At 64.3% G+C, this 26,079-nt stretch carries 30 protein-coding genes and 1 tRNA gene; 16 read left to right on the forward strand and 15 right to left on the reverse strand.

Annotated features, from left to right (window positions below):
- Positions 1 to 151 precede the first annotated feature (151 nt).
- On the forward strand, positions 152 to 808 hold the full coding sequence (locus CH305_RS10910) for an IclR family transcriptional regulator (protein WP_037154768.1): 657 nt from the start codon (positions 152 to 154) through the stop codon (positions 806 to 808).
- A gap of 11 nt (positions 809 to 819) precedes the next feature.
- Here the strand turns inward: CH305_RS10910 and fahA are convergent, their stop codons facing one another.
- The 4 genes from fahA to CH305_RS10930 form a co-directional block, all read right to left on the reverse strand.
- Entirely contained in the window at positions 820 to 1,986 is a 1,167-nt protein-coding gene (fahA, locus tag CH305_RS10915) for a fumarylacetoacetase (RefSeq protein ID WP_094609227.1), read from the reverse strand.
- A gap of 33 nt (positions 1,987 to 2,019) precedes the next feature.
- On the reverse strand, positions 2,020 to 2,808 hold the full coding sequence (locus CH305_RS10920) for a hypothetical protein (protein WP_094609228.1): 789 nt from the start codon (positions 2,806 to 2,808) through the stop codon (positions 2,020 to 2,022).
- A complete protein-coding gene (locus CH305_RS10925; protein WP_094703691.1) occupies positions 2,805 to 3,998 on the reverse strand; it encodes a homogentisate 1,2-dioxygenase in 1,194 nt (397 codons plus the stop codon). Before CH305_RS10925 ends, CH305_RS10920 begins: the two co-directional genes overlap by 4 nt.
- Before the next feature lie 72 nt (positions 3,999 to 4,070).
- A complete protein-coding gene (locus tag CH305_RS10930; RefSeq protein ID WP_094609230.1) occupies positions 4,071 to 4,598 on the reverse strand; it encodes a MarR family winged helix-turn-helix transcriptional regulator in 528 nt (175 codons plus the stop codon).
- Positions 4,599 to 4,692: 94 nt separating this feature from the next.
- Here CH305_RS10930 and CH305_RS10935 point away from each other — a divergent pair, with 94 nt between their 5' ends.
- Positions 4,693 to 4,902 (forward strand): hypothetical protein, encoded by a 210-nt coding sequence (locus CH305_RS10935; protein ID WP_032404473.1) that lies wholly within the window; start codon positions 4,693 to 4,695, stop codon positions 4,900 to 4,902.
- Here CH305_RS10935 and CH305_RS10940 read toward each other — a convergent pair.
- Positions 4,874 to 5,272 (reverse strand): hypothetical protein, encoded by a 399-nt coding sequence (locus CH305_RS10940; RefSeq protein ID WP_037154763.1) that lies wholly within the window; start codon positions 5,270 to 5,272, stop codon positions 4,874 to 4,876. The genes CH305_RS10935 and CH305_RS10940 overlap by 29 nt on opposite strands.
- A gap of 95 nt (positions 5,273 to 5,367) precedes the next feature.
- Here CH305_RS10940 and CH305_RS10945 point away from each other — a divergent pair, with 95 nt between their 5' ends.
- Positions 5,368 to 5,811 (forward strand): hypothetical protein, encoded by a 444-nt coding sequence (locus CH305_RS10945; protein ID WP_143545273.1) that lies wholly within the window; start codon positions 5,368 to 5,370, stop codon positions 5,809 to 5,811.
- 11 nt (positions 5,812 to 5,822) lie between these two features.
- On the opposite strand, the gene CH305_RS10950 is transcribed toward CH305_RS10945, so the two are convergent.
- On the reverse strand, positions 5,823 to 6,776 hold the full coding sequence (locus CH305_RS10950) for a pyridoxal-phosphate dependent enzyme (protein WP_094703693.1): 954 nt from the start codon (positions 6,774 to 6,776) through the stop codon (positions 5,823 to 5,825).
- A 99-nt stretch (positions 6,777 to 6,875) separates the two neighbouring features.
- Here CH305_RS10950 and CH305_RS10955 point away from each other — a divergent pair, with 99 nt between their 5' ends.
- From CH305_RS10955 to CH305_RS10970, 4 genes are all read left to right on the forward strand, one after another.
- Positions 6,876 to 7,757 (forward strand): dioxygenase, encoded by an 882-nt coding sequence (locus tag CH305_RS10955; protein ID WP_094703694.1) that lies wholly within the window; start codon positions 6,876 to 6,878, stop codon positions 7,755 to 7,757.
- A gap of 247 nt (positions 7,758 to 8,004) precedes the next feature.
- Positions 8,005 to 9,372, forward strand: a complete 1,368-nt coding sequence (locus CH305_RS10960; protein WP_094609234.1) for a lipase family protein — start codon at positions 8,005 to 8,007, stop codon at positions 9,370 to 9,372.
- 54 nt (positions 9,373 to 9,426) lie between these two features.
- Positions 9,427 to 10,068 carry a TetR/AcrR family transcriptional regulator gene (locus tag CH305_RS10965; protein ID WP_094703695.1) on the forward strand — a complete coding sequence of 214 codons (642 nt, stop codon included), beginning with the start codon at positions 9,427 to 9,429 and terminating at the stop codon, positions 10,066 to 10,068.
- Between the two features lie 31 nt (positions 10,069 to 10,099).
- Positions 10,100 to 11,209 (forward strand): CaiB/BaiF CoA-transferase family protein, encoded by a 1,110-nt coding sequence (locus tag CH305_RS10970; RefSeq protein ID WP_094703713.1) that lies wholly within the window; start codon positions 10,100 to 10,102, stop codon positions 11,207 to 11,209.
- Here the strand turns inward: CH305_RS10970 and CH305_RS10975 are convergent.
- Together CH305_RS10975 and CH305_RS10980 are read right to left on the reverse strand one after the other, a co-directional pair.
- Complete coding sequence (locus CH305_RS10975) at positions 11,206 to 11,937, reverse strand: SIMPL domain-containing protein (protein WP_032404956.1); 732 nt, start codon at positions 11,935 to 11,937, stop codon at positions 11,206 to 11,208. The genes CH305_RS10970 and CH305_RS10975 overlap by 4 nt on opposite strands.
- Positions 11,938 to 11,975: 38 nt before the next feature.
- Positions 11,976 to 12,527, reverse strand: coding sequence for a YceI family protein (locus tag CH305_RS10980; RefSeq protein WP_094703697.1), 552 nt, complete (start codon positions 12,525 to 12,527; stop codon positions 11,976 to 11,978).
- A 65-nt stretch (positions 12,528 to 12,592) separates the two neighbouring features.
- Here CH305_RS10980 and dhaL point away from each other — a divergent pair, with 65 nt between their 5' ends.
- The gene (gene dhaL / locus CH305_RS10985; protein WP_094703698.1) at positions 12,593 to 14,248 is read left to right on the forward strand and encodes a dihydroxyacetone kinase subunit DhaL; all 1,656 of its coding nucleotides are present in this window, start codon (positions 12,593 to 12,595) and stop codon (positions 14,246 to 14,248) included.
- Here the strand turns inward: dhaL and CH305_RS10990 are convergent.
- From CH305_RS10990 to CH305_RS11010, 5 genes are all read right to left on the reverse strand, one after another.
- Complete coding sequence (locus tag CH305_RS10990; protein ID WP_094703699.1) at positions 14,232 to 14,717, reverse strand: GAF domain-containing protein; 486 nt, start codon at positions 14,715 to 14,717, stop codon at positions 14,232 to 14,234. The genes dhaL and CH305_RS10990 overlap by 17 nt on opposite strands.
- Entirely contained in the window at positions 14,693 to 15,382 is a 690-nt protein-coding gene (locus CH305_RS10995) for a DUF998 domain-containing protein (RefSeq protein WP_094703700.1), read from the reverse strand. Before CH305_RS10995 ends, CH305_RS10990 begins: the two co-directional genes overlap by 25 nt.
- Positions 15,383 to 15,391: 9 nt before the next feature.
- Entirely contained in the window at positions 15,392 to 16,453 is a 1,062-nt protein-coding gene (locus CH305_RS11000) for a hypothetical protein (RefSeq protein ID WP_094703701.1), read from the reverse strand.
- Positions 16,454 to 16,550: 97 nt separating this feature from the next.
- Entirely contained in the window at positions 16,551 to 16,967 is a 417-nt protein-coding gene (locus CH305_RS11005) for a very short patch repair endonuclease (protein ID WP_094703702.1), read from the reverse strand.
- Positions 16,964 to 18,112, reverse strand: coding sequence for a DNA cytosine methyltransferase (locus CH305_RS11010; RefSeq protein WP_094703714.1), 1,149 nt, complete (start codon positions 18,110 to 18,112; stop codon positions 16,964 to 16,966). The genes CH305_RS11005 and CH305_RS11010 overlap by 4 nt, the downstream gene beginning before the upstream one ends.
- 178 nt (positions 18,113 to 18,290) lie before the next feature.
- Here CH305_RS11010 and CH305_RS11015 point away from each other — a divergent pair, with 178 nt between their 5' ends.
- Genes CH305_RS11015 through CH305_RS11025 form a run of 3 tightly spaced genes read left to right on the forward strand, consistent with a single transcriptional unit; the run spans position 18,291 to position 22,318 of the window.
- Positions 18,291 to 20,084, forward strand: coding sequence for an ABC transporter ATP-binding protein (locus CH305_RS11015; protein ID WP_094703703.1), 1,794 nt, complete (start codon positions 18,291 to 18,293; stop codon positions 20,082 to 20,084).
- A complete protein-coding gene (locus CH305_RS11020; protein ID WP_094703704.1) occupies positions 20,077 to 21,900 on the forward strand; it encodes an ABC transporter ATP-binding protein in 1,824 nt (607 codons plus the stop codon). The genes CH305_RS11015 and CH305_RS11020 overlap by 8 nt, the downstream gene beginning before the upstream one ends.
- Before the next feature lie 40 nt (positions 21,901 to 21,940).
- Entirely contained in the window at positions 21,941 to 22,318 is a 378-nt protein-coding gene (locus tag CH305_RS11025; protein ID WP_230592581.1) for a hypothetical protein, read from the forward strand.
- A gap of 22 nt (positions 22,319 to 22,340) precedes the next feature.
- Here CH305_RS11025 and CH305_RS11030 read toward each other — a convergent pair whose 3' ends face one another.
- Positions 22,341 to 22,682 carry a hypothetical protein gene (locus tag CH305_RS11030; protein WP_149407214.1) on the reverse strand — a complete coding sequence of 114 codons (342 nt, stop codon included), beginning with the start codon at positions 22,680 to 22,682 and terminating at the stop codon, positions 22,341 to 22,343.
- A 189-nt stretch (positions 22,683 to 22,871) separates the two neighbouring features.
- On the opposite strand from CH305_RS11030, the gene CH305_RS11035 reads away from it, so the two are divergent.
- Positions 22,872 to 23,387 (forward strand): putative glycolipid-binding domain-containing protein, encoded by a 516-nt coding sequence (locus CH305_RS11035; RefSeq protein WP_032380655.1) that lies wholly within the window; start codon positions 22,872 to 22,874, stop codon positions 23,385 to 23,387.
- Here the strand turns inward: CH305_RS11035 and CH305_RS11040 are convergent.
- Complete coding sequence (locus CH305_RS11040) at positions 23,360 to 24,331, reverse strand: prephenate dehydrogenase (RefSeq protein WP_094703705.1); 972 nt, start codon at positions 24,329 to 24,331, stop codon at positions 23,360 to 23,362. The two genes, CH305_RS11035 and CH305_RS11040, sit on opposite strands and share 28 nt — an antisense overlap.
- Positions 24,332 to 24,394: 63 nt before the next feature.
- Here CH305_RS11040 and CH305_RS11045 point away from each other — a divergent pair, with 63 nt between their 5' ends.
- From CH305_RS11045 to CH305_RS11060, 4 genes are all read left to right on the forward strand, one after another.
- Entirely contained in the window at positions 24,395 to 24,934 is a 540-nt protein-coding gene (locus tag CH305_RS11045; protein WP_008712456.1) for a tRNA adenosine deaminase-associated protein, read from the forward strand.
- 3 nt (positions 24,935 to 24,937) lie between these two features.
- Positions 24,938 to 25,393 (forward strand): nucleoside deaminase, encoded by a 456-nt coding sequence (locus CH305_RS11050; RefSeq protein WP_032379928.1) that lies wholly within the window; start codon positions 24,938 to 24,940, stop codon positions 25,391 to 25,393.
- A gap of 93 nt (positions 25,394 to 25,486) precedes the next feature.
- Entirely contained in the window at positions 25,487 to 25,684 is a 198-nt protein-coding gene (locus CH305_RS11055) for a CsbD family protein (protein WP_032404959.1), read from the forward strand.
- A gap of 58 nt (positions 25,685 to 25,742) precedes the next feature.
- A tRNA-Ser gene (locus tag CH305_RS11060) sits at positions 25,743 to 25,832 on the forward strand.
- Positions 25,833 to 26,079 lie beyond the last annotated feature (247 nt).

Below are 26,079 nucleotides of genomic sequence, written 5' to 3' on the forward strand. Positions count from 1 at the left end.
TGATAATTGCATTCGCTCCTGGTAGGAATGACCATAGTGCGGTGGATCACGTTTCGCAACCACTGTGATCCGAACTATCGCAAACCGACGCTTGGGTCGGCTGACACAATCGAAGGGTGAGAAAGGTGCATTCGATGGCGGAGGTCGAGCAGTGACGGCGAACAACACCGACACCACGGGCGTGCTGGCTCGCGCGGCCGCAATCCTCGACGCAGTCGAGGCAAGCCCGCAGACCACCAGTGACCTCGCAAATCGGCTCGGCCTGTCGGCATCCACGGTCTACCGCCTGGTGGGAGACATGGCGAAGCACTCGATGTTGCGCCGCGGGGACGGAGGTCTGTTGCATCCCGGCGACCGCTTCGGGACGTCCTCGCTCGTCGACCTCTCGGTACCGATTCTTCGTCGGGTGCGGGAAGACACCGGCGAGTCTGCACAGTTGTGGGTAGTGCGAGGCTCGAATCGGCTGTGTCTGGTGTCGGAGGATTCTCGGCAAGAGTTGCGAGCCTCGTTGCCTGCGGGCGCGTTACTTCCACTCGGTGCCGGTTCGGCCGGCCACGTACTGGCCGGGGACTTCGACGCCGACGAGGAGAGTCGGGAACGCGGCTGGTGGGAGTCGAGATCGGAGCGCACGCCGGGGCTGACGTCGGTGAGCGCCCCGGTCCGCCGGGACGGACGCATCGTCGCGGCCGTCTGTGTGGCAGGCCCGATCGAGCGGGTACCCACGACTGCAGGGCTTCTCTGGGGGCAAGCCGTGTGCGATGCCGCGTCGGAGATCGAGCAGTCCCTCGTGGTCCGGCCGGAGTGGTAGGGGGGGGCGGGTCAGGCCGACACGATGCGGCCGCGGACCTCACCGAATCCGATACGGGCACCGTTCGCGCCTGGAGCACTCGCGGCGATGGCGACCTCGTCACCGTCTTCGAGGAAGGTTCGAGTCTCGCCGCCGAGTGACACCGGTTCTTTTCCGCCCCAGGTCAGTTCGATGAAAGCGCCGCGCTGATTCTTTTCCGGTCCCGAGATGGTGCCCGACGCGAACAGGTCACCGGTTCGCGATGTCGCGCCGTTGACGGTCTCGTGCGCGAGCATCTGAGCCGGCGACCAGTACATCGCACTGTACGGCGGGTGGGATACGACGTGGCCGTTCCACTCGACCGTCAGGTCGATATCCAAAGCCCAAGAACGAGATTCGCGAAGGTACTCGAGCGGCTCAGGATCCTGCACCGGTGTCGAGGTTCGCGCCTGCTCCAGAGCTAGCAGGGGTACAACCCAGGGTGAGATGGACGTCGCGAAACTCTTGCCGAGGTTCGGCCCGAGTGGCACGTACTCCCAGGCTTGGATGTCGCGAGCCGACCAGTCGTTGACGATGACGGCTCCGAACACGTGCTCGGAGAACTGATCCGGCGAGATGGGACCATCCGCCGGAACGCCGACGACGAAGCCCATCTCGGCTTCGATGTCCAGTCGTCGACTCGGACCGAACGTGGGCGACGGCTCGTCCGGTGCCTTGCGTTGGCCACGAGGCCGGGTGATGTCGGTACCGGAGACGACAACCGTGCCTGCCCGTCCGTGATAAGCAACGGGCAGGTGCTTCCAATTCGGTAGCAGCGGTTCGGCATCGGGCCGGAAGAGCCGGCCGAGATTGGACGCGTGATGCTCGGAGGCGTAGAAGTCGACGTAGTCGGCCACCTCGAACGGCAGGTGCATCGTGACATCGGAAACGGACATGATTGCTTCCTCGGGGGCGGTGCCATTGACGAGCATGTCGGTGACGGACGTGCGCACCTCCACCCATCGACTGCGTCCGCGGGCCATGAACGCGTTCAGACTTGGCGAGGAAAAATCTGGATCGCCCAGAGCTATGGATAGATCGATCACGTTGTCGCCGTAGCGGACTCCCACACGAGCGTCCGTGCCCGGAGTGCTGAAGATGCCGTAGGGCAGGTTGTCGACTCCGAATTCGGAATCGGCGGAAATATCGATGTGCGTCATGAACGGCACTCCTGATTCACGGGGGGGTGGGGCTCACTGAGGTGGGACGAGTCCGAGGCGGACGAGATCGTCCAGGGGTTCACGGATGCTGCAGGTGCCGAAAGATGCGAAGGCGCGTTGGCCCTCGATCCCGGCGACGATCCCGGCGAGGACATCTGCGTCTCGAATCGCCAGTATCTTCTCGAGCTCACCGACTCGTGCGCCGCTGTGTGCGGCCTGCGCCGCGAGAATCACGTTGAGGAAACCGTGTTGCTCGAACCCGTTGTGGGGGTCGGTGTTACGGGCGGCATGGTGCAGACCCGCGGTCGCTTTGAAGTGAACCTCGCGCCGGGCCGCCTCGTAAATGGACGCGGCGAGCTCCTGCTCGTCCGGATACTGGTCAGCGGTGACGCCGCCGGTCCTGAATTTGGCGCGATACCCGAACTCGTCGACGGCGTCGAAGATGTCGTCTCGTCGGGAGTCTCGGGGAATTTCGACGTAGATGTCGATGTCCTGAGTGATGTTGCGCAAGGCGTCGATGCTCGTGCCGTCGGGTACTGCCACTTCGACGGCAACAACCGTCACCCCGGCGGTACGGTCGGCGACTCGCAGGCCTGCCTCCACGCTGCCCGGGCCGGCCGGTGCGGTCAACGCCACCTCCATCCGAGCACCGAGGACAAGCTCGTTCACCCGGTCCATCGGAACGACCAACGGGCCGACGAGGTCTGCGAAAGAGCTGCCCCGGTACTCGAGATGTTGTGCCGCAGCAACATCGAGCGGCGCATTGCCGGGAGGGAAAACAGCGGCATCGTCGCACAGGCGATGAAAGAACTTTGGAATCATCGGTTCGGTCCCCGGCCTGCCCAGGTCCACGCATACCCGGTGTCCTCGCACGCCAGCGCACCTTCGCCCAGTTCGAGCGGGCGGAACGTATCGACCATGACGGCCAGTTCGTCGAAGAACTCGGCACCGATACTGCGTTCGTAGGCACCGGGTTGCGGCCCGTGAGCGTGCCCGCCTGGATGCACCGAGATCGAACCCTGGCCGATTCCGGAACCTTTGCGGGCCTCGTAGTCGCCGCCGACATAGAACATGATCTCGTCCGAGTCGACGTTGGAGTGGTAGTACGGCACCGGAATTGCCAGCGGGTGGTAGTCGACCTTGCGTGGAACGAAGTTGCAGATCACAAAATTGGAACCCTCGAACGCTTGGTGCGCGGGCGGTGGTTGATGCACGCGGCCGGTGATCGGTTCGTAGTCGGAGATGTTGAACGTGTACGGGTACAGGCAGCCGTCCCACCCCACCACGTCGAACGGATGCTGCGGGTAGACGTATCGGGTCCCGATGATCCCCGTCGAACCGCGGTGTTTGACAAGCACTTCCACGTCGGTTCCCTCGCCGAGCAGAGGCTCGCTGGGGCCGTGCAGATCGCGTTCACAGTAGGGAGCGTTCTCGAGCAACTGGCCGTACTTCGACAGGAACCGCTTCGGTGGCGCGATGTGACTGTTGGCTTCGATGGCGTACGCGCGAAGTGGACCGTGAGGAATCCAGCGGTGCGTCGTCGCGCGCGGAATGAGCACGTAGTCGCCCTGCTGCGCCTGCAGCGCGCCGAATACCGTTTCCACTGTGGCAGAGCCGGATTCGATGTAGACCATCTCGTCGCCGATCGAATTGCGATACAGCGCTGAGGTTTTCGATGCGACGACGTAGGACAGTCTGACGTCGGCGTTGCCTAGGACGAGTCGCCGGCCGGTGACGACGTCGGTGCCGGCCACCGCGGATTCGGGAAACAGCTCGTGCAACTTCAGGTGCCGCGGCACGAGTGGATGGTTGGGCGTCGTGGATTGATCAGGGAGTTCCCACACCGTGGCATCGACGATGGCCGATGGTATGTGGCGGTGATAGAGCAGAGACGAGTCCGACGAGAAGCCCTCTTCGCCCATCAGCTCCTCGAAGTAGAGGTTGCCCTCTGGAGTTCGGTGCTGGGTGTGCCGCTTCGGCGGTATCGATCCGAGTTGCCGGTAGTAGGCCACGTCATCGCTCCTGTGCTCTGTTCACCGCTTGTAATAAATACATTAACTACTTTGACGTGATCTACACAACCTTCAGTTGCGTCCCCGGACGTCGAACTGGCTGCGGTGAGTGATGAGTTTGGTCAACAGCATCACCAGAATCCGCTGTTCGGGCTCGGTGAGCGCGCTGGCCCACGCGTTCTCCCGTTCGTTCTGTTCGGCGAAGGTCTCCACCATTTCGTCGTGCCCCTGCGCGGTGAGGGCGAGGCGCACCGAACGCCCGTCCTTCTCGTCGGGCGTACTGGCGAGCAGGCCGCCGGAGATGAGGGTCTTGGACAGGTTCGACACGGCCGCGCGGCTCATGCCGGTCAGTTCGGCTGCTCGTCGCGGTTCGATCGGGCCTGCCAGCCACGTGACGAACATCAGTCGAAACGACGACCACGACCAGCCTCGGGGGCGATGAACCGTCGCCTCCAAGTCGTAGGTGACGATGTTCGACGCCCGGTTGAGCGTCAGCAGAACTTCGGTGGCCAGCTGGTGCTCGAACCCGTAGTCCCGGGCCAGCGTGGTGTTGGCGGTCTCGATGAACGACCAGAAATCGGGCTCGGGTGCGTCGGTCACGGATTCACTGTATCCACGAAATCATCTGATCAACACCTTTATTACTTTGGCGGGCGCGATTCGTGTCTCATCCCGGAGGGGTCATGATGGACGCATGAGCTCGAAGAACCTGTTCGGCGGCCCCCGGACCCTGCTGATCGTGGCGGCAGTGGTCATCGTGATCGCACTCGTCGCTGCCGCCGCGACGTTGATCGTCCGTGCTGTGCTCGGGCCGCCCGAGGGTGAGAACAAGTTCGAGATCCAGGGCTACTCGGTTGTTCAGGTCGATTCCCAGGTCAGCGACCTCGCGCTCGCCACGCGCTAGCCGACTCTGCGGCGACCCGCGGGTCGTGTGTCTGCTGAAAGTTTCGGCCGCCGCGGGCGAACGTGCGGAGCGTGGCGGCGGGTACCTCGTGCTCGGGAACGGGCTCGCCCGTCCACTCGCAGTCACGAACAAAGATCATGTTCGACGCCACTGCGTCGTCGCTGTGATCTTCCCGCAGTGAGCCGAAAATTCGGCCGAGGAAGTACTCCCCGCTCGCGGTTCGCGTCCAGACGAAAGATCCGTCCGGAACCTGTTCGAAGCGCTCGACCCGTCGTAGCGATCGTTCGTCGTCGGCCGCCATGCCGCACAGTCCATAGGTAAGGGCACGCTCGACGCCGTCCGGCATCGGTGCGCGATAGACATTCGGCATATCGCCGAGCCTAGAGCCCGAGGGGTTTACAGACCTTCTGGTCCGTTGCACGATGTACTCGGACATCGGACGAATTCGACGAACTGGGGAGCATCGTGTTTTCGAGAAAAAGAGTTATTCGCCTTGTTGCGGCACCGTTGATGGCGGGGGCCTTGACGCTGGGGACGGCAGGAATCGCTGCGGCCGCGACCACGACCGAGTTACGCCCAGTGCAGGCATTCTTGTTCTTCCAACACGGGGTCAGCTTCGGGTCGGGGCCGGTCGAGGCAACGGCGACGGTGGGCGTCGAGGCAGGGGAAGTCACGGTGACGACGGCGAGCAAGATTTCGGGTGCGGGTGACATGGGCTCGTCTGCGGTGAGCCTGCTGCCGGTTCCGGTGACCGTGGTGTGGACGAACATCGACAACGGCCGATCCGGTTCGGCGGGTGGGATATCGACCGAGCCGATCACTCTCGCTACCGGTGCGGGCCGTGTCGATCTCACGATCACGACGGACACTCCCAACCTTCCTGGTGGTGGCCGCGTCGTCGTGGAGTAGCCGTGTGAGCCTCAGTCTGGAGTTCGAGTTTCCGTCGAGTAACCGGCCTGGCGTAGGCCGAATTCGACTGCGCCGCGGTGGCCGAACAGTCCTGGTAGTCCGCCTGAGTGCAACAGGACTGTTCGCTCGCCTGCCTTGATCGTCGAATCCTCCACGGCAGCAACGAGTCCGGCGGCGGCGCGACCGGAATAGACAGGGTCGAGCACGAGCCCCTCGGTGCGGGCGACCAACGTCATTGCTGCGGCGACGGAATCGGACAGCACCGCATACCCCTCGCCGACGAGATCGTGCCGGAGTCTCAACTGCTCCCGATCGATCGGCCGATTGGCGAAATGAAGTACACGATCCACCGGATCCGACACGGCGCCGCAGTCGATGCCGAGGACGCGTTCGGCACCAAGGCGTCGGACGAGCCCCGCCATCGTTCCTCCTGATCCGACCGCTGCGACGATCGTGTTCACTGCGGGTATCTCGGCCAGGATTTCGTCGGCGCACGAGACGTAGCCCTCGACACTGTCCAGCGAGGTACCGCCGAACGGGATCAGTGATGCCCCCTCGCCCAGTTCGGCGGCGGTCTCGGCGGCTCGCTCGTCCAACGGGTCGGTGCCGGCCCAGACGATCCGCGCCCCGAACAGGCCGTCGAGCACGATATTTCCGCTTTCGTTCGCCTGGGGTGCGCCGGCCAGGATCAGCACTACGTCGAGGCCGAGTCGTGCACCTGCGGCCGCTGTGAGCCGGGCGTGGTTACTCTGCGCCGCGCCGCTGGTGACGAGTGTGGTGGCCCCGGCCTCGATCGCCGCCCCGATGAGCCATTCGAGCTTGCGGACCTTGTTTCCGCCGCCGCCCGGCCCGAGAAGGTCGTCGCGTTTGATCCAGAGATCGTCCGGGCCGAGCCCCAGCGCCGCAGCCAGCCGGGGCGCGGGTTCCAGTGGCGTGGGGTACTGCGACAGAGTCACCTTGGGCACCTGGTCACTGTAGGGCGTGCGGGGCGTGCGAGGCGTCCTTGTTCAAAATGGAATTCGGTGCTAGATTGAAGCTTCAACTTAAGCCTCGAAGGACCCCTCATGACATCTGTAGTCAACCCGCCGATCGCGGGAGCCGCGTTCGACGCGTTTCTCGCCGGTACCGCACCCGCGAGCCGGTCGCAGCAGATGTGGACCCCGAGCGACGGGCCGATGCCCGCCTTGTACATCAGCCATGGCGCGCCCCCGGTCTTCGACGACGAACTCTGGATGGACCAGCTGTTCACCTGGTCGCAGTCGATGCCCAAGCCGAAGGCGATCCTCATTGTCAGCGCGCACTGGGAAGAGGCTCCGCTGAGCCTGTCGGCCTCGGCGGCCGCGACCCCGCTGGTCTACGACTTCGGTGGTTTTGCTCAGCGCTACTACTCGATGGAGTACCGCACACCCGACGCCGAGGCGCTGGCCGCTCGCGTTGCCGCGGCAATCCCGGCGTCGGAAAATCTGCACCGACACACTTCTCGCGGACTCGATCACGGTGCCTGGGTTCCCCTGAAGGTGATGTACCCGTACGCCGACGTCCCCGTTCTCCAGTTGAGCCTGCCGACGCATGCTCCCGATCGGCTGATGGCGATAGGTGCTGCGCTGAAAGAGCTTCGCGCCGAGGGAGTCTTGGTCATCGGATCCGGATTCATGACGCACGGGTTGCCGTTCCTCTCGCGCGCGAACTTCACCACCAATACGGTCCCGACGTGGTCCGAGGACTTCGATCTCTGGGCGGCCGACGCGTTGGCGCGTGGTGACGTCGCAACACTGGCGGACTTCCGCAGTGCCGCACCGGGAATGCCCTATGCCCACCCGACCGTCGAACACTTCACGCCGCTGTTCGTCACGCTCGGTGCCGCCGAGAATCCGGAAGCCCCGGTGACCACGGCGATCACCGGCTTCCAGTTCGGTTTGGCGAAACGGTCATTCGCGGTCGCGTGACGAACCGGCGTAACCCAGTGCACTTGGGATCGGTTCACTTCTGAATCTCTTTCGATTCGGGGATTGTTATCCACGCCACTTCGCTCTACAGTTCTGAGCACCATCTCGGACATCGGTGTCCAAGATGGACGGATGCGCTGTACGAACCGTCGCCGGGCGCGCCTCCTGTGGATCCCGTCCTCCGGCGCGAAGGAGTACACCCGTGTCTTCTGCCCGCTCGTGGACGCTGCGTACAGCGATCAGCGTGATGACCGCTGCTGCGGCTTTTACTGCCATGACGACGCCCGCTGCTGCTGCACCTGATTCGCCCGAGGTGGAAATTCAGCCGCCTCTGGCACCGTTCACGTGGCCGAAGATTCCGGAGTTCGACACCGACTTCTACGTTCCGCCCGCCGACGTGGTGGCCGCGGCAGCGCCGGGTCAGATCATCGCTGCGCGGCCGGTCGAGCTGGCCACTCTCAACGTCATCCCCACGCAGGTCGACGCGTGGCAGTTGTCTTTCCGGTCCAACAACGGTCGCGACGAGCCGATCGCTGCGGTGACCACGGTCATCAAGCCACGTGGCGTCCCTGCCGCATCGCGGCCTTTGATATCCATTCAGTTGGCCGAGGATTCTCTCGCTGCCTACTGCGCGCCCTCGTATGCGATGCGCGCGGGTGCGATTCCCTGGCCGGTGACGGGCGCGGTGACGTCGGGTGCTCAATTCCTCGAGGTGCAGGCAGCGTTGGCGCAGGGCTGGGCGGTATCGGTACCCGATCATCAAGGTCCGAACAACTCGTTCGCAGCAGGGCCGGTCGCCGGTCGGATCACCCTCGACGGCATCCGAGCGGCCGAGAACTTCGCGCCGATGCAGTTGGCCGGGGAGGCCACCAAGGTGGGGATGAGCGGCTACTCCGGTGGCGCGATAGCGACCGGACATGCAGCCGAACTGGCCGAACGCTACGCCCCTGAGCTCGACATCGTCGGAGTCACCGAGGGCGGAACCCCCGCTGAACTCGGGGCTTTGGTGGACAACGCGAACAACACACTCGGCTCGGGAATCGTCGCTGCCGGAATCATCGGTGCCAGTCGTGAAGATCCCGAGTTGGCCGATTTCATCGACGAACACATCGATCCGCTCGGCCGGGCGTTGTTCGCGGCCAAGGACAATCTCTGCGTCGGTTACAGCTCGGCGCTGCTGCCGTTCGTCAATCTGAAGGGCTTTCTGCACACCGAGGGCGACCCGATCCAACAACCAGTGGTGAAGAAGGCTCTGTCCGCGATGCGGCTCGGCGACACCACTCCGAACATGCCGCTCTACGTCTATCACTCCAACCCGGACTGGCTGGTGCCGGTCGGACCGGTCAACGCGATGGTCGATTCGTATTGCAGCCGTCCGGGTGCCGATGTCACTTACACCCGCGACCATTTCAGTGAGCACATCACCCTGGAATTGATCGCCTTTCCGAGCGCGGTGCTGTGGATGCGCGATCGCTTTGCCGGTATTCCGGTGGAACCCGGTTGCCGAACGAACGACGTCGGCTCGATGGCGCTCGACACGAGTGCACACCCGCTCTTCGTCGACGCTGTAGGCGAGATAATCGCCGGACTGTTCGGTAAGCCGATCGGGGCGTGAGGAAACCGATCGGCGCACGGAAGGCGACGGCGTCACCGGCGGTAGACTCCGCCGGTGACAGTCGCCGACGACCAGGGCCGCATCTACGCGGGACAATCGTCCGCCGCGCGAAGAGCCGATCGCCGCGCACGGTTCTTGCACGCCGGGATCGAGGTCATCGGGGCACGCGGCTACGCAGCCACCTCGGTAGCGGATATCTGCGCGGCTGCCGGTCTGGCACGCAGTCAGTTCTACGCCGAGTTCGCCAACCGTGAGGCGCTGCTCGTGGATGTGTACGACCTGATCCAAGACGACGCGCTGGCTGCGGTCGTCGCCGCACTCGACGGTCACGTCGACCGAGATCGCCGCGCGCTTGTCGCCGCTGCGATGACGGCCTTGGTGGGATCGATCGGGGGTGATCCGCGCCGCGCGCGGATCTCGTATCTGGAAATGCTGGGTGTCAGCGATGCCGTCGAACAGCACCGGACGCGCCGTCGTGCGCAGTGGGTGGAGTTCTTCGAGAACACCCTGCGCTCGGAAGTCGGTTCCGATTTCGTTCCACCAGGTGGATACCGTTTGGCCGCAACAGCATTCCTCGGTGCGCTCACCGAGATCGTCTCAGACTGGTCCCGCACCGATCCCCCTCGCCCACCTATCGAGCACATCGTGGAGACGATGGTTGCCGTTCTGGGAGCGTTCGTTCCGGACCTGAACTGAACTGCAGCGTGTGGCGCAATACAGTGGACCGATGACACCTGCCACCGGTCCACTCGCAGGCCTCGTGGTCGCGGACTTCTCCCGTGTGCTCGCCGGCCCGTACGCGACGATGATGCTCGGCGACATGGGCGCGGACGTGATCAAGATCGAGCGACCCGGAATCGGTGACGACACCCGATCCTGGGGCCCGCCGTACGACTCTGCAGGCACAGCAACGTATTTCAATTCGGTGAATCGCAACAAGACGTCGAAGTTCCTGGACCTGCAGTCCGAGAGCGGGGTGGCTGAGGCACGTGAGATCGTCTCGGGCGCGGACATCGTGATCGAGAACTTCCGCGCCGGAACGATGGACCGCCTCGGTCTGGGCTATTCGACTGTGTCGCAATCGAACCGGGGTCTGATCTACTGCTCGATCTCCGGCTTCGGCACCGGCGGAGGAGCTGCGCTCCCCGGATACGATCTGGTGGTCCAAGCCGTCGGCGGGCTCATGAGCGTCACCGGCCCCGACGCCTCGACACCGACCAAGGTGGGAGTGGCGATGGTCGACATCGTCACCGGTCTACATGCGCTGAGCGGAATCCTTGCCGCACTGCATCATCGATCACAGACCGGAGCTGGTCAGCAGGTGCACACCTCGCTGATGGCGTCGGTGCTGTCCGCGTTGAGCAACCAGTCGGCGGCGTACCTCGGGGCAGGCGTTGTGCCCGTCCCGATGGGAAACAAGCATCCCTCGCTCGTGCCGTACGAGGTGTTCGAGACTGCCGACCGTCCATTGGCACTGGCCGTGGGAAACGACCGGCAGTTCCAGGCGTTGGTCGAGGTGCTGAACGAGCCGAGACTGGCAGAGGATGATCGCTTCTCCACCAACTCTGCTCGCGTCGAACATCGCGATCACCTGGTCGACGCGTTGACCTCGGCGCTGCGGGCACGTACCGCGGACGAATGGTACCGAGATCTGATGGCCCGCAACGTCCCCGCGGGGCCGGTCAATTCCATCGAAGAGGCGTTTGCCTTCGCGGAATCGCTCGGTCTCGAACCGCGAGTGCAGGTTCCGGGTTCAGTGGCCGACGGCGTCCGAAATCCGCTGGACTTCTCGGCCACTCCGGTGAACTACCGCTTGCCACCGCCCGCCGGGATCTAGTTCAACGCCCACTTCACCGACACGGACACGCTGACGGTCTGCTGTCCCGGTTCGATGGGCACCGCCGTGTCGAACGAAGTGGCGGACTCGCCGAACGACCTCGGCTGCTCCTGGCCGGTGATCGACTCGGTGATCGACAGAACGTCGCCGAGTTCTCCACCTGCGAGCGATGCGTACTGCTCGGCGCGATCGCGGGCATCGGCGAACGCCCTGGACCGGGCATCGGAGATCAGCTCGGAATCGTCGTCGATCTTGAAGGAGACTCCCGAGATGCGGGTCGCGTTTCCGCCGGCCGTTGTGGCGTCGCCCAACACCGCGGAGGCCTTCGACAGGTCGCGAACCGTGACCTGCAAGGTGTTGGTGGCCTGATATCCGGAGATGGCCGAGGTGCCGCCCGGCAATGCGCCCGAGTACTGCGGATCGATCGACACCTGTTGGGTCTGGATGTCCTCGCGAGCGACGCCGGCCGCAATCACTGCGTCCGTGACCTCACTGACGGCAGAATTGGCCTGTTCGATCGCGGAAGTGACGTCCTCGGCAGTGGCCTGAACACCGATCTGGGTTGTCAACGTATCCGGTGCACCTTGGACTTCTCCCACGCCGTTGACGTTAACTCCGGGAGGTCCATCGGGGGACGACGTCGCTGGGCTGCTGCAGCCCGCGGTCAAGGCCACGGTCAGCACCAGGGCCGATGCGCACGATCCGATCATCCATCGATTTCGACTCATCGCCGTAGTGTCCATCATGACAGGCGAATTGGAAAGGCTCAGGGCTTGCGATAGTCGGCGTCGAACGTCACGGTCACCTCGTCCACCACCTTCATGGCTCCGAACATCTGCGAATACGGAGTGATCTTGTAATCCGATTGGCGCACAATAGTTTCGGACTCGATGTGCCATCGATCACCGAGGTCGGTGGCGGTCACATCCACAGTGATCTCCCTGGACACGCCGTGAATCTCGGCCGTGCCGGCCAGTCGAAATCCGGAGTCGACGGCGGTGATCTCTTCCGAAACGAATCGAATCGATGGATATCGGTCGGCCTCGAAACTCTTGAGCGCGTTTGCCTTCGCCACTATTTTCTCCGGTCCGATCAAGGGTGTCAGTCCACCCTCGCCATGGACAACCTCGAGTGAACTCACCTCGGCGACGAGGGTGACCGCGGTGGGCGCGTCCCCCGACCACTCGACCGTCGCGGTCCAGGAGGTCACCGCAATCGTGAGGCGATGGCCCATCTTGGCTGCCCGTCCGGTGACATCCGTCCGAACGGCCAACTGTCCATCGTCCGATGAGTCGAGCGTCCAGGTCGCGGTAGTCATGCCCCGACTGTATCGGTCCCGCAGAACCGAAGAAGGGACGCGGCGCAGGTGGTTAGGGTGGAGCCATGTTCTCCAATTCCCCTCGAACATTCGTTGCCGACGCCCTCCGCGGCTTCGTCGCCGCCACCGACGACGTCACCTGGCATGCCGATCCCGGATTTCTCACCCGCCGCTATCGCATCTCCGACGGTCAGGTTGCCCTCCTGTCCGGTGGGGGATCGGGCCATGAGCCGATGCATGCCGGATTCATCGGTCGCGGCATGCTCACCGGTGCGTGCCCCGGTCTGGTCTTCACCTCACCGAACGCCCTTCAGGTGCACGAGGCATCCAAGGCGGTGGACTCCGGCGGCGGCGTGGTGCACATCGTGAAGAACTACACCGGCGACGTGATGAACTTCAAGATCGCCCGAGAATTGTTGCAGGAGGACGGCATCGTCGCCGACGTGATTCTCGTCGACGACGACGTGGCCAGTGAGAGCGAGGACGGCCCGGGACGTCGCGGCACCGCAGCGACGATCGTCGTCGAAAAGGTCTGCGGCGCAGCGGCAGAACGCGGTGACAGTTTGCAGGCGGTCGTTGCGCTTGGGCGTCGAACAGCGGAGAACGCGCGCAGTATGGCTGTCGCGCTGAACCCGCCGACGCTACCGGGCGCCGACGGCCCGTCGTTCGAATTACCCAAGGAGGAAATCGAACTCGGCATCGGTATCCACGGAGAACGCGGCACCGACCGCGTGCCCGGGCTGCCTGCTCGGGAGATCGTGGAGAAGCTGACCGAGCCCATCGTGGGCTCGCTCGGATTGAACTCGGGTGAATCGGTGATCGCGATCGTCAACGGGCTCGGCGCAACGCATCCGCTCGAGCTACATCTGCTGTTCGGTGAGCTCTCGGAGTACCTGCACGGCAAGGGTATCGAGATTTCCCGCTCACTCGTCGGAAGTTTCGTCACTGCACTCAATATGGGAGGAGCGTCGATCACACTCGTGCGCGCCGACGACGAGATGCTCGAACTGTGGGACGAGCCGACCGACGCACCCGGTTGGCCCAACGCTCAGAGCCGGGGCGCGAAGCCGGTGGCAGAACGCGGCGCATTCGGGCCGACGTTCTCACCGTCCGACACCGGTGTTAAGTCGGCATTCGTTTCCGAGTGGATCGGGTCGTGGGCGCAGCGTGTGCTCGGGGAGGAGCCGGCTCTGACCGAGTTGGATCGCAAAGCGGGCGACGGCGACTTCGGAACCAACATGGTGGCCGCACTCGAACAACTCGATCTGGACGCAGTCAAGGAAACCTACTCGGCAGCAACGGTATTCGAGGCAGTCAGCGAGGCCTACCTGGGCCACGCGGGCGGTACGTCCGGCGCTCTGTTCGGCATCTGGTTCCGGCAGTTCTACCGGTCGATGCTCGAATCCGAGCCGGATCTCGCGGCTATCGGGCAGGCCGCCCGGGCGGGACTGGACAGCATCACCGAACTCGGCGGCGCACGGGTGGGCGACAAGACGATGGTCGACGCCATCGCCCCGGCCGTCGAGGCGCTCGAGAAGGACGGCGGAACCCTGCAGAATGCAGCAGACGCCGCAAAGACCGGAGCCGAATCGACCGAGGACATGACCGCCAACCGCGGTCGCGCCAGCTACGTAGGCGAAGCCGCGCGAGGCGTCGTCGACCCCGGTGCGCTGGTCATGGCGTGGTTCTTCGAGGCGGCAGCTTCTAACGTATCGAACTGAGAAAGACCTCCGCGATCGCTTCGAGGCCGGCTTGATCGTCGGCGTCGAAGCGGTTCGGCACGGGGCTGTCCAAGTCGAACACGCCGATCAGAGTGTCGCCCTGGTACAGCGGTACGACGACCTCGGAGCGAGTGTTGGCATCGCACGCGATGTGACCCGGGAAGGCGTGGACATCGGCAACGCGCTGCGTCTCGCGGGTGGTGGCGGCAGCGCCGCACACGCCTTTGCTCAGAGCGATGCGCACGCAGGCGGGCCGACCTTGAAAGGGACCGACAACGAGTTCGGTGCCGTCGAAGAGATAGAAGCCGACCCAATTGACCTCCGGCAGAGCGTGATAGACCAACGCGGAGAGATTGGCGGCATTGGCGATCAGGTTCGACTCGTCGTAGACGAGGCCCTTGGCCTGCTCGGCCAGCTGCTGATACTGCTCTACCTTGGACCCGTTCAGTTCGGTCGCGGTGAAAGACATGCGCCGAGTCTAAGCGCACACCCCAGCACCACCAGATACGCCGACATGCCGCCCACCTGAACCCGCTGGGCAACACCGAGGCCGTGATCGCCAGGAAGATTGTCGGCGATCATCAGCCACGCCGTTGCCAGGGTCGTGACAGCCAGCACCGCGACACCGAGCGTCCGAAGCAGGGGATAGGGCTCATAACGGAATGCAGCGAGCGTGAACGCGATCATGACCGTGAAGATCGCGAACACCGCGATGGTGCTGGTGAGTGCGTGCAGGTGATGGAGTTGCGGGAACAATCCGCTGGGTTCGATCGGACAGGTCGGATCGTCGGCGGCCACACACTCGAGTGGAAGTTTTGCGTCGGCGATGGTGGCGATACCGAAGATGCCCGACGCCACCCAGCCGGTGACGACGAGCCGTCGACGCTGGGTGGCGAGGAAGCCGAGGACCGCCGCGACGATCATCAGTGAACCGGTGACGACGTCTGCGGTGGAGAAGAATTCGCGATACGGCTGATCGCGGGCGTCGAGTTCGCTGAGAAACGATGTGGTGGGATCGAGACCGGTGTCCAGGAAGAATTCGGTCACCCACGCGGAGTACAGCAGTCCGGCGAGGATCAAGCAGATCGCCACTACGACGCGGCGGATATCAACGCCTTCAGTTCTCGAACGCACCGATCAAGGCTAGCCAGTCAGTACATCGGCAGCTGCCACCGCCAGTGCGACCGCGGACTCGCACTGGTCGGTCAGGACGGTCAGTGTGGGAACCGTGCGGGCAAAGAGGGCGGCAGTGTCGTCTTTCTCGGGCATACCGAGCACGGGGTTGCCCAACACGATGTCCGCGAAGCACGCCGATTCCGAGCCGCGTGTTTCGACGGTGTAGCCGCCCTGCTCGACGGTCTTGCGGTCATTCGAACGCATGTCACCGTCGATGTAGTCGAGAGTGACGTCGAGCATCGCCACGTTGTCCTCGAACGTTGCCGAGGACGCCGTGAAGTGGCAACGGTACGGATCGGAGGGTGGGTTCCAGCGGTCCACCGTCCAGGTTGCGGGCAAGTGTTCCAAGACGGCGCATACATCTCTCGAGGCAAGCGGGAGGTTGTACTTCGAATCGGCGCGCAGCGGTGGATCCTCCAACAGACGCAGTGCGGTCTCGGTCGCCGACTTTGCTGCGGAGCAGGCGTCCGCGTCGGCGCGATAGACGTCGATCGTGGCGAAGCCGCGGCCGGATTCGGTGAGGAAGCCGTCCATGGGCCCCGGGGTGGAGCCCTCGAACTCCTCGCGGAGCGGAAACCCGATGCGGCACGACCCTTGCGACGAGTTGTCCAGATACACCTGTTCGTCACCGATCGTGATCTGCTCGTAGTCCGGGTCGTCGGACGTCGGTTGATATCCGTTCAGATCGATCGAGACGGAGTCGGTGGCGCTCGATCTCCCAGGGTTCAGGCTGGCCGAGCACGTGCTCAACTCGCCGTCGGGGCGGAGCTGCACCACGGTGCCGAGGGCAGCGAGATCGTCCTCGGTGAGAAAGCCACACGGATCGAGACTGCGTACGAATGCTGCCGTGTCGGCCAGATACCGGTCTGACTCCGACATCTCGAATCCGTACCTGTTCTGCGGTAAAAAATTGCCGGTGGGCGACGAATTGCCTGCGGGGAACGCGCTGCCGAGCAACACCACCGCGCAGCCGCTCGTCGATACCGACATCGCCAGCGCCACCACCGCGAGCAACCAATTTCTGCGCACTGTTTTCCCCCGAACTCGAACCGACCGATCATGGGGTTGGACGCGCGCGGGCTCGAAATGGTTTCAGGCGGGAGTGGAGCCCGCGGAATGACCCAGATTATTCAGCTTGGAGTTCGTTCTCAACGCGGTCGGCGGCGACGGCGGTATCTTCGTGTTCCCAGATGCGCACCACGCGCCAGCCCTCCGCGAGGAGCTTCTCATCGGTGTCGCGATCGCGGGCGACGTTGGCGGCCAATTTGTCGGCCCACCACTGAGCGTTGTTGCGGGGCTTGGTCGCGTGCACCGGGCAGCTGTGCCAGAAGCAACCGTCAACGTAGACCGCGACTTTGCGTTTGGGGAACACCAGATCTGCTCGACGCCGCATGCCCTTCAGCGGAGCGCGATCGACAAAATACCGCAGACCTCGCCGGTGCAGTGCCCGCCGCAGGGCCACCTCCGGTTTGGTGTCGCGGCGTTTCTGCTTGCTCAGTCTCGCGCTGGTTTTCGCATCGGTTATCGGCCGGGAAGCGCTCACACCGGAACCCGCTCGGCGTACCCGCCCATACGCTCGAGGTGGGCGTCGAGATCGTCGAGGAATCCCGGAGCGAACCGGAGGCTGCCGGCCCGGGCCCGCTTGAGAAAACCGGCGGTCGCGCGAGCGGAGAGCAGCTTCGAGTCGTCCAGAAAGCCGGCCAAATCCTCGTAGGGTTCGTGCACCGGCATGGTCGAGATCGTCACCCTGAACGTCGTCCGGTCGCGTCCCCAGGCTGCTGTCGGCCAGGCCTGGCCAGGTAGAACAGCCACATCGTTCGAGGCGTCGTAGGGCTTCGGGTCGTCGAGCGCGCGCGCGGCCCATGACGCCATCCGCACACTGACGGCATTGCCGACGAGCTTCCAACGATGCCCACTCCGGACGCCGGGATGCTGGACGGCAGGCAGCGTCCAGTCCGGATCGAAGCCCTGCAGACGCTCGGCCCCGATGATGCCGGGCGTGACGATTTCCCCGGACGGCAACCGCACCGCAGGGGGACTGGCAATGCCGAGCGACGACCCGCCCTTGAGCGTCGGGACCGCGTTGACGGCCCAGCCCAGTCCCCGGATTCCCTCGGTCCAGTAGAACCCGCACGGCTGGGTGCTTGGATCGCCGTCGGGCAACGGGCCTGCATCCTGGGAGAACAGCACCTCGCGCGGATCGTCGGTGCGCGAGGCCAACATCACCACCCGCTGCCGACGCTGCGGCAATCCGAACGCTCGGGCGTCGACGACGCGGTAGGCCCACATGTAACCGAGATCTTCGAGTGCGTCGGTGATGTGCCGCATGGCGGCCCCGCGGCCGAGTTGCAGCATGAACGGCACGTTCTCGATCAGTAGCCAGCGTGGGCCGCGCCGCCGCGTGACCAGCCGAAAGACCTCGTCGACCAGGCCGGATCGGGCGCCGGTGATGCCCGCGGTGCGCCCTGCCTGGGAGAGGTCCTGGCACGGAAAGCCTGCTGCTACCAATTCGGTGTCGGCGGGCAGGCTGCGGAGTGTGGTGACATCGCTGTGCAGGGGGACGTCGGGCATGCGGGCGGTGAGGACGGCTTGGGCTCCGGGATCGACCTCGCACAGCAACTGCGTCGACCAGCCCGCCTCGGCCAACCCCAGCTCCAGCCCGCCGATTCCCGCGAACAACCCGACCATCGACCGTGCGCTCACGTATGCCCTTCTCTCGCCCGACGGTCCTACGGTACTCGAGAGTGGTCGGCCTTGACCTCGACCTAGCTCGAGGTTTCACACTGGAATGCGAGCGCCGAAAAATCGGTTGGAAACTGAGCCTGTGCAATGAAATCATTCGAGCACAGCAATAAGGAGAAGAACTGTGTCTACGGGTGTGCTCGATCCCGAAACCCGAACCCGCGATCAGCCATACCCGGACACGGCGAAGGTGCCCAGCTCACTGCAGCGTTTTGCGCCGTTCCTGGCCCCGTACAAGTGGTTCTACATCGGCTCGATCGTGGTTTCGCTCATCGCGACTCTGACCGGTCTGGTCATTCCTCTGGTGATACAGCGCGTGATCGACGGACCCATCACCGATCGCAATTTCTCTGCTGTCTGGTGGCCCGCAGCGTTGATCCTGCTGTTGGGCACCATCGACGCGGCCGGCATCTGGGTGCGGCGTTACCTGGTGTCCAGGCCGTCGAGTCAATTCGAGATCACCGCTCGTGCAACAGTATTCGACAAATTGCAACGGCTCTCGGTTGCGGCGCATGAAAGTTGGGAATCGGGGCAGCTGCTCTCGCGCGCCATCGCCGATCTCGGTTCGCTGCGCCGGTTCATGGCCTTCATCGGCCCGTTCATCATCATCAACGCCGTCACGCTCGTGGTGGGTATCGGCGTATTGCTGGTGCAGTCCTGGCAATTGGGGCTGATCATGCTGGTGACGTCGGTGCCGCTGGTGATCGCCTGCACCAAGTTCGAGACGCTGTACCGCGTCGTAGCGCGTGACGCCCAGGATCAGGCGGGCGATGTCACGACGACTGTCGAGGAATCCATTCAGGGCATTCGCGTCCTGAAGGCGTTCGGTCGAAGTGCGCACCTGGGCAAGCAGTTTCTTCGGCAGGCTCGTACTCTTCGCGGAACCGAGCTGAAGAAGGTGCGCTACCTCGCGATCATCTGGGCCGTCATCGTCGGGCTGCAACCGATCACCATCGGAGCGATTCTGGCCGTGGGGACGTACTCGATCGTGCAGGGCACGATGACGGTCGGCACGCTCGTCGCGGCCATCGCCATCGTCACGTTCCTGTTGTGGCCGATCGAGTCGTTCGGCTACCTGCTGGCAGAGCTGAACAATGCACGTACAGCAGCGGATCGGTACTGGGAGATCATGGACACTCCCGAAACCGTCACCGATCCGGACAATCCCGTCGAACTGCCCGAAAGAATCCGTGGCCGAGTGCAATTCGACCGCGTGGGATTCACCTTTCCCGACGCGTCCTCGCCGCTGCTCACCGATGTCAGTTTTGTCGTCGAGCCGGGGGAGACCGTTGCGCTCGTCGGTAACACCGGCAGCGGAAAGACCGCACTGACCAACCTGGTTCCTCGGCTGTTCGACGTCACCGAGGGGTCCATCACGATCGACGGTATCGACGTGGCCTCGATGCGGTTGTCGGACCTGCGTTCCATCGTGTCGGTGGCCTTCGAGGATCCGGTGCTGTTCTCGGCCAGTGCGCGCGAGAACATTGCGCTCGGTTCTCCCGGTGCGTCCGACGCGGAGATTGCGGAGGCGTTGGAGATCGCGCACGCAACGGATTTCGTCGAGCAGCTGCCGTGGGGGTTGGCCACTCGTATCGGCGAGCAGGGCATGAGCCTGTCCGGCGGACAGCGGCAACGGCTCGCGTTGGCGCGCGCCGTGCTGGGCAAGCCACGGGTGCTGGTGCTCGACGACCCGCTGTCCGCGCTCGACGTGGACACCGAAGCAAAAGTGCAGAAGGAGTTGCGGCGCGTGTTGGCGCATTCGACGACAGTGCTGGTGGCACACCGGCCGTCGACCGCTGCGTTGGCCGACCGCGTGCTCTATCTCGAGAACGGAACAATTGTGGAGCAGGGAACACACGAGGGACTGTTGGCGTCGTCGCCGCGGTACCGCGAGGTGATGGGGTCGGTCCATGAGTGATCAGAGCGCCACCGAGGATTGGCGGGGCGTCGGCGGGGAGGAATCCGAGGTCGACGCCACCGGAAACCTGGTGCTGGCCGGACGTTCTCGTCGTTTGCTCGCATCACTGGTGCGCCCGTACAAGAAGCAGGCCCTGCTGTCGTTCCTGATCATCCTGGTCGACAACATCACCTACGTGGCGGGCCCACTGTTCATCGCCTATGCACTGGACAACGGCGTCGGCGCTGCGGGGCAGGGCGATTGGGGTCCGTTGCTGTGGGCGGTCGGCGGCTACACCGGCTTCGGTCTGCTCGGAATGTTCACCACCTATGCGTTTCTCACCGTCTCGGGGCGGCTCAGCCAGAACATCCTCTACGACCTGCGTGGCCGGGTGTTCGATCATGCACAGAAGCTGAGCCTGTCGTTCCACGAGAAATACACCTCGGGACGGCTCATCTCGCGACTGACCAGCGACGTCGAGTCTCTGCAGACCTTGCTCGAGAGTGCGCTCAACGATGCATTGACGGCCATCCTGTCGATGGTGTCGATCGCGATCATCCTGGTGTATCTCGATGTGCCGATGGCGTTGATCGTGCTGGCCGGCTTCGTTCCGCTGGTGCTCGTCACCCGGTGGTCGCAGCGTCGCCAACGTCAGGGATACCGTCGAACACGGGTGGCGATCGCGCGCGTTGTGGTCCACTTCGTGGAGTCGATGGGCGGCATTCGCGCAGTACAGGTGTTCAGACGCGAGGGCCGCAACGACGCCATTCTCAGCACCGAGGATTCGGAGTATCGCGACGCCACCACCGCGGCGTTGCGCGGCATGGCGAGCTACACCGGCATCGTGCGCTGGATCGGCAACGTCACGCTCGCGATCATCCTGGTGTTCGGTAGCTGGCGAGTGATCAACGGCCACATGGACATCGGCGTGCTTGCGGCCTACGTGCTGTATCTCCGACGGTTCTACGGGCCGCTCGACGAGTTGGCGATGGTGTTCAACGCCTACCAGTCCGCCGCGGCTGCGCTGGAGAAGATCTCCGGTGTGCTCGAGGAGGAACCGTCGGTGATCGCGCCGAAGAATCCGGTCGAGATCGGAACCGTGAAAGGCGACATCACGTTCGATGACGTGCACTTCTCCTACGGCTCCGAGCGCGTTGTGCTGCCCGAGTTCTCGTTGCACGTACCCGCAGGTCAGGTGGTCGCGATGGTCGGGGCCACCGGAGCCGGAAAGTCGACACTGGCAAAGCTGTTGGCGCGCTTCTACGATCCGACGGCCGGAGCCGTGCGACTCGACGGCATCGACATGCGGGAGATCAGCGACGAGGACCTACGCCGCAACGTCGTCATGGTGACGCAGGAGTCGTTCCTGTTCTCCGGTTCGGTGGCAGACAACATCCGTCTCGGACGCCCGACGGCGACCGATGCGGACGTGCGGGCTGCGGCCGACGCCGTCGGACTGACCGAGTTCATCGCGTCGCTGCCCGACGGCATCGATACCGACGTACGCAAGCGCGGTGGCCGATTGTCCTCGGGGCAAAGGCAATTGGTGGCCTTCGCGCGGGTGTTCCTCGCGGCGCCGTCGGTGATCGTGCTCGACGAGGCAACATCGAGTCTGGACATCCCGAGCGAGCGGCTGGTGCAGCGTGCACTCGAGACCATCCTGCAGGGGCGAACGGCGCTGATCATCGCGCACCGCCTGTCGACGGTGGCCATTGCGGATCGCGTTCTGGTCATGTCCGACGGCGACATCGTCGAGGACGGAACTCCCGAGGATCTCATCGCGGGGGAGGGACGCTTCGCGCACCTGCACGAGGCGTGGGAAGACTCGCTGGTCTGATTTTCGTAACGCGTCGTCGGTCCCCAGCGAAATGACCTGTATGAGAAGAACATTTGTAGCGGCAACACGAGTTGCCACCGTCGTCGTCTCAGGTCTGGCCTTTTCAGCAATCATCGGCGCAGGCGTTTCCCATGCTGACACTCAGGATTGCTCCATCGCCCACGATGCCTTCGGCGCGTCTGCAACGTGTCACGACACCGGTGCGCCTCCGGGGAGGGAGTACGTACTGATCACCGAATGTTGGGGCTTTCATGTCACCGCCGCCGTTCCGTTCCTGGCGGTCGGTCCCTACACCTCGTCGAGCCGATACTTCGTGCCGACAGGTCAGGCGTCGGGTAACTGCGGTTCGAGCTGGGACCAGCCGACGTCGACTCTCGGTGTGGTCACCGGTGCCCACGTGGAGATCTATCGCCAGTGAGATCGGCCTGGTGACCGGCTGATCACGTCCAGGGAGTGATGGGCGGCTTGACCCACATGATCTTCTCGTCGGCGTGCTGGGGCGTCGCCCCGTCGTGACCGGGGTGTTCGGCCGCCCAGGCGGATTTGCGGTCGAGCAGCTCGGCCACGATGGTCCACGTTTCCATCGTGCTCGGCGGGTGCAGGTCGGCGGCGCGGGCGAGTTTCCTGCGGACGGCGTCGGTGAGGTCGAGCAGTTCGGCTCCGGTGATACCGCGATCCCAGACATAGCGCGCCAATGCCGTCGCCTTGTCCTGTCGACTCTTGGCAGCCTGTTCGGAATGTGCGAAATCGAACTGCCCGCCGCCTGTGTTCTCTGTCGTCACGGTCATCACCTTAAGTAATGTGCGGGAAAAGGCACGTCCGCTTGTTCTCGAGGGGGGCTCGTCGCCTACCGTAGATGGGTGATCACTCAAGCATCGGGTGCCGAGCATGCCTCCGTCCCTGCGTCCGACTCCACCGACGCCAAAACCTGGCCCTCGATCCTGACGTGGCGAGCCCACGATGTTCCGCGCATGGAGTCCGTGCGCGTTCAGCTCTCCGGCAACCGAATCAAGGCTGCCGGACGCATCATCGGTGCCGCGTGTGCCGATCATCCCGCTTTCAGCGCCTCCTACGACCTGGTGACCGACGAATACGGCGTCACCAAGCGGCTGTCGGTGCGCACTTCGCTCGCATCCGGTGACCGTCAGGCGTCCGTGAGCCGAGACGACGAGGGCTACTGGATGGTGGAGAACAGCGCCAGCCACCAGCGCTCGACCTACAGCGGCGCTCTCGACGTCGACATGGTGCTCAGCCCGTTCTTCAACACGCTGCCGATCCGTCGCTTCGGTCTGCACACCCAGGTCCAGGACCTCGAGGTGCCGACGGTGTACGTCAATCTCCTCGACCTCAGCATCCAAGAGGCCACGCTGACCTACAGCAGTGGTTCCGAGGGCATCCACGTCATCTCGCCGGTGTCGACGTCGTCCGTCACGGTCGATGCCGAGGGATTCGTTCTCGATTACCCCGGACTGGCCGAACGGATCTGACGCACGACGCCGCCGCGTCGACCCGCGTCCTGCAGTTTTTCTCGCCACCCCGGCGCGCCCGGGGTGATGTCGGTGATCTCGAAACGCTGATGCTGCTCGTACTGCAGCCGCGCTGCGTTTCCGGCGTCGACCAGCGTTTTCGTCGAGTTCCTGTCCAGTTCTTCGCGCGCTGCGGTGAGCGCATGCATCGCTTCGTCGAGTGCAGTCCGTAGCGCGGCTGCGTTGCCCTCGGTCATCGCCCGGACGAGATTCGGTGACGACGACGCCACCCGCGTCCCGTCGCGAAACGAGCCCGCAGCCAGGCCCAACGCCAACGGTCCGCCGGCCGCTCCGACGATCGCCAGTGCCTCGGCCAGCAGATGCGGTAGGTGGGAGATCCGGGCCACGGCGCGATCGTGCTCGACGCTCTCGGCCGGCACCACCACCGAACCGCAGTCCAGGGCGAGCCGGGCCACGCGGACCCACACGTCCGCGTCGACTCCGGCGTCGGTGGACACCACCCACACCGCGTCGGCGAACAGCGTGGGGTCGGTGGCAGACCAGCCCGAATGATTGGTGCCCGCCATCGGATGCCCGCCGACATAGCGCGCCTGCAGTCCGCGAGCAGTCACAGCGGCAGCGACCTCGGCCTTGACGCTGACCACATCGGTCAGCGGAGCCGAGGGTGCGTGCTCGGCGACGGCGGCCAGAATGGAATCGACAGCGGGCATCGGAACGGCGATGACGATCAGCGCATCCTCGGAGGATGCCCTGGTCAAAGCAGCTGTCAGGTCGGTACCGACGTCGTATCCGTCGGCTGTAGCACCGGCGATCGCGTCGGCCGATCGGTTCCATCCCCACGCCTGACGGCCGGCACCGTGTGCTGCGCGCAGAATCGATCCACCGATCAGTCCTAGACCGAGAACGCACACCGAGGAAGAAGTCACCCGATCAGATTGGCACAGGTGGGTGCTGTCGATGGGAGGTGGACTTCGAATACCGACCCATACCGGACTACCGTTGCGCGCATGGCCGCACAGCGCGCGAAAGACAATCGCGCATCCGCATCGGAGTACGACGACCTCGAGGGATTCGGCGTTGCAGTTGTCCGAGAGGACGGCAAGTGGACCGTGACGCCGCTGTCCGACGATGCACTGACCAGCCTGTCGGCGGCAGAGACCGAATTGCGTGAACTTCGCAGCTCGGGTGCCGTGTTCGGGCTGCTCGACGTGGACGAGGAATTCTTCGTGATCCTGCGTCCGGCACCGAACGGCACGCGCCTGCTGCTGTCCGACGCGGTCGCCGCAGTGGACTACGAAATTGCTGCGGACGTTCTCGATGCGTTGAACATCGAGATCCCCGACGTCGACCCCGACGAGCTCGACGACATCGAACCGTACGAGGAAGGCGACCTCGCCCTGCTCGCCGACCTCGGACTACCCGAGGCCGTGCTGGGCATCATCGTCGCCGAGACCGACGACTACCCCGACGAGCAATTGCAGTCCATCGCCGAACGTCTGGGCTTCGAGGACGAGTTCGCCGCAGCGGTGAACAAGCTGCGACGCTGACCGATGGTGGTGTCCGACGCGGACATGATCCGCGCAGCGCTCTCGGCCGCGGCCGAGGCATCGGATGCCGATGTACCCGTCGGAGCCGTCGTGTTCGACGCCTCGGGACGCGAGATCGCCCGGGCCTGCAATGCGCGGGAGGCGTCGGGCGACCCCACCGGACACGCGGAAGTGATCGCGTTGCGTCGAGCAGCGGCGGTGCACGGTGACGGTTGGCGACTCGAGGGCTGCACCCTGGCCGTCACGCTGGAACCCTGCACGATGTGCGCGGGGGCGCTGGTATTGGCCCGCGTCGGCGCTGTGGTGTTCGGCGCGTGGGAACCCAAAACCGGAGCCGTCGGCTCGCTGTGGGACGTCGTGCGGGATCGTCGACTCACTCATCGCCCTCAGGTTCGCGGCGGGGTACTCGAAGCCGAATGCGCCGAAGTGTTGACCAGGTTCTTCGCTCGCCAGAGATAACGATCTCGTCACACGGTGGCCCCGATGTCCAATTTTGTGGAGGGTGGAGGGCAGAGCGCAACGCTGCGCTCCGAACTTGCGAAGGAGACATTCATGGGACTCGGCGACAAGATCTCGAACAAGACCGAAGACCTCGGCGGCAAGGCGAAAGAAGCCGCAGGTTCGGCCACCGGAGACAAGGACCTCGAAGCAGAGGGCAAGGGCGATCAGACGTCGGCCGCAGTGAAGGACGGCGTCGAGAAGGTCAAGGACGCAGCGTCGAACATCAAGGACAAGCTCACCGGCAACTAGTTTTATGTGCTGAGCAGGCGATTTAGCCTCAGGCCGTCATTCCGGTACAGTCTTCTGCGGTGGCGTGTCCGAGCGGCCTAAGGAGCACGCCTCGAAAGCGTGTGAGGGTTCACCCCCTCCGAGGGTTCAAATCCCTCCGCCACCGCCAAGAACTCCTCACCCGATCCGTCGGGTGGGGAGTTTTTTTGTGTGCTGGGGGCGTGGGAGTGCGGCCGGGTTGGGGTCCGCCGCAAACGCGCGCGCATTCGTCGTATGCGCGCGGATTCGCCACCGTTTCGGTGTCTATTTCGCGCGCACGCTCAATGTCAAGCTGTCTGGAGTCGGTTGTTGTTGATTCCGACGGTTGCGGGCGGTTGTGGTGTGCACGGGCGGCGGCGGAACCTCTCGGGGTGTCG

The sequence above is a fragment of the Rhodococcus sp. 15-649-2-2 genome (genome assembly GCF_002258645.1).
Lineage (GTDB): Bacteria > Actinomycetota > Actinomycetes > Mycobacteriales > Mycobacteriaceae > Rhodococcoides.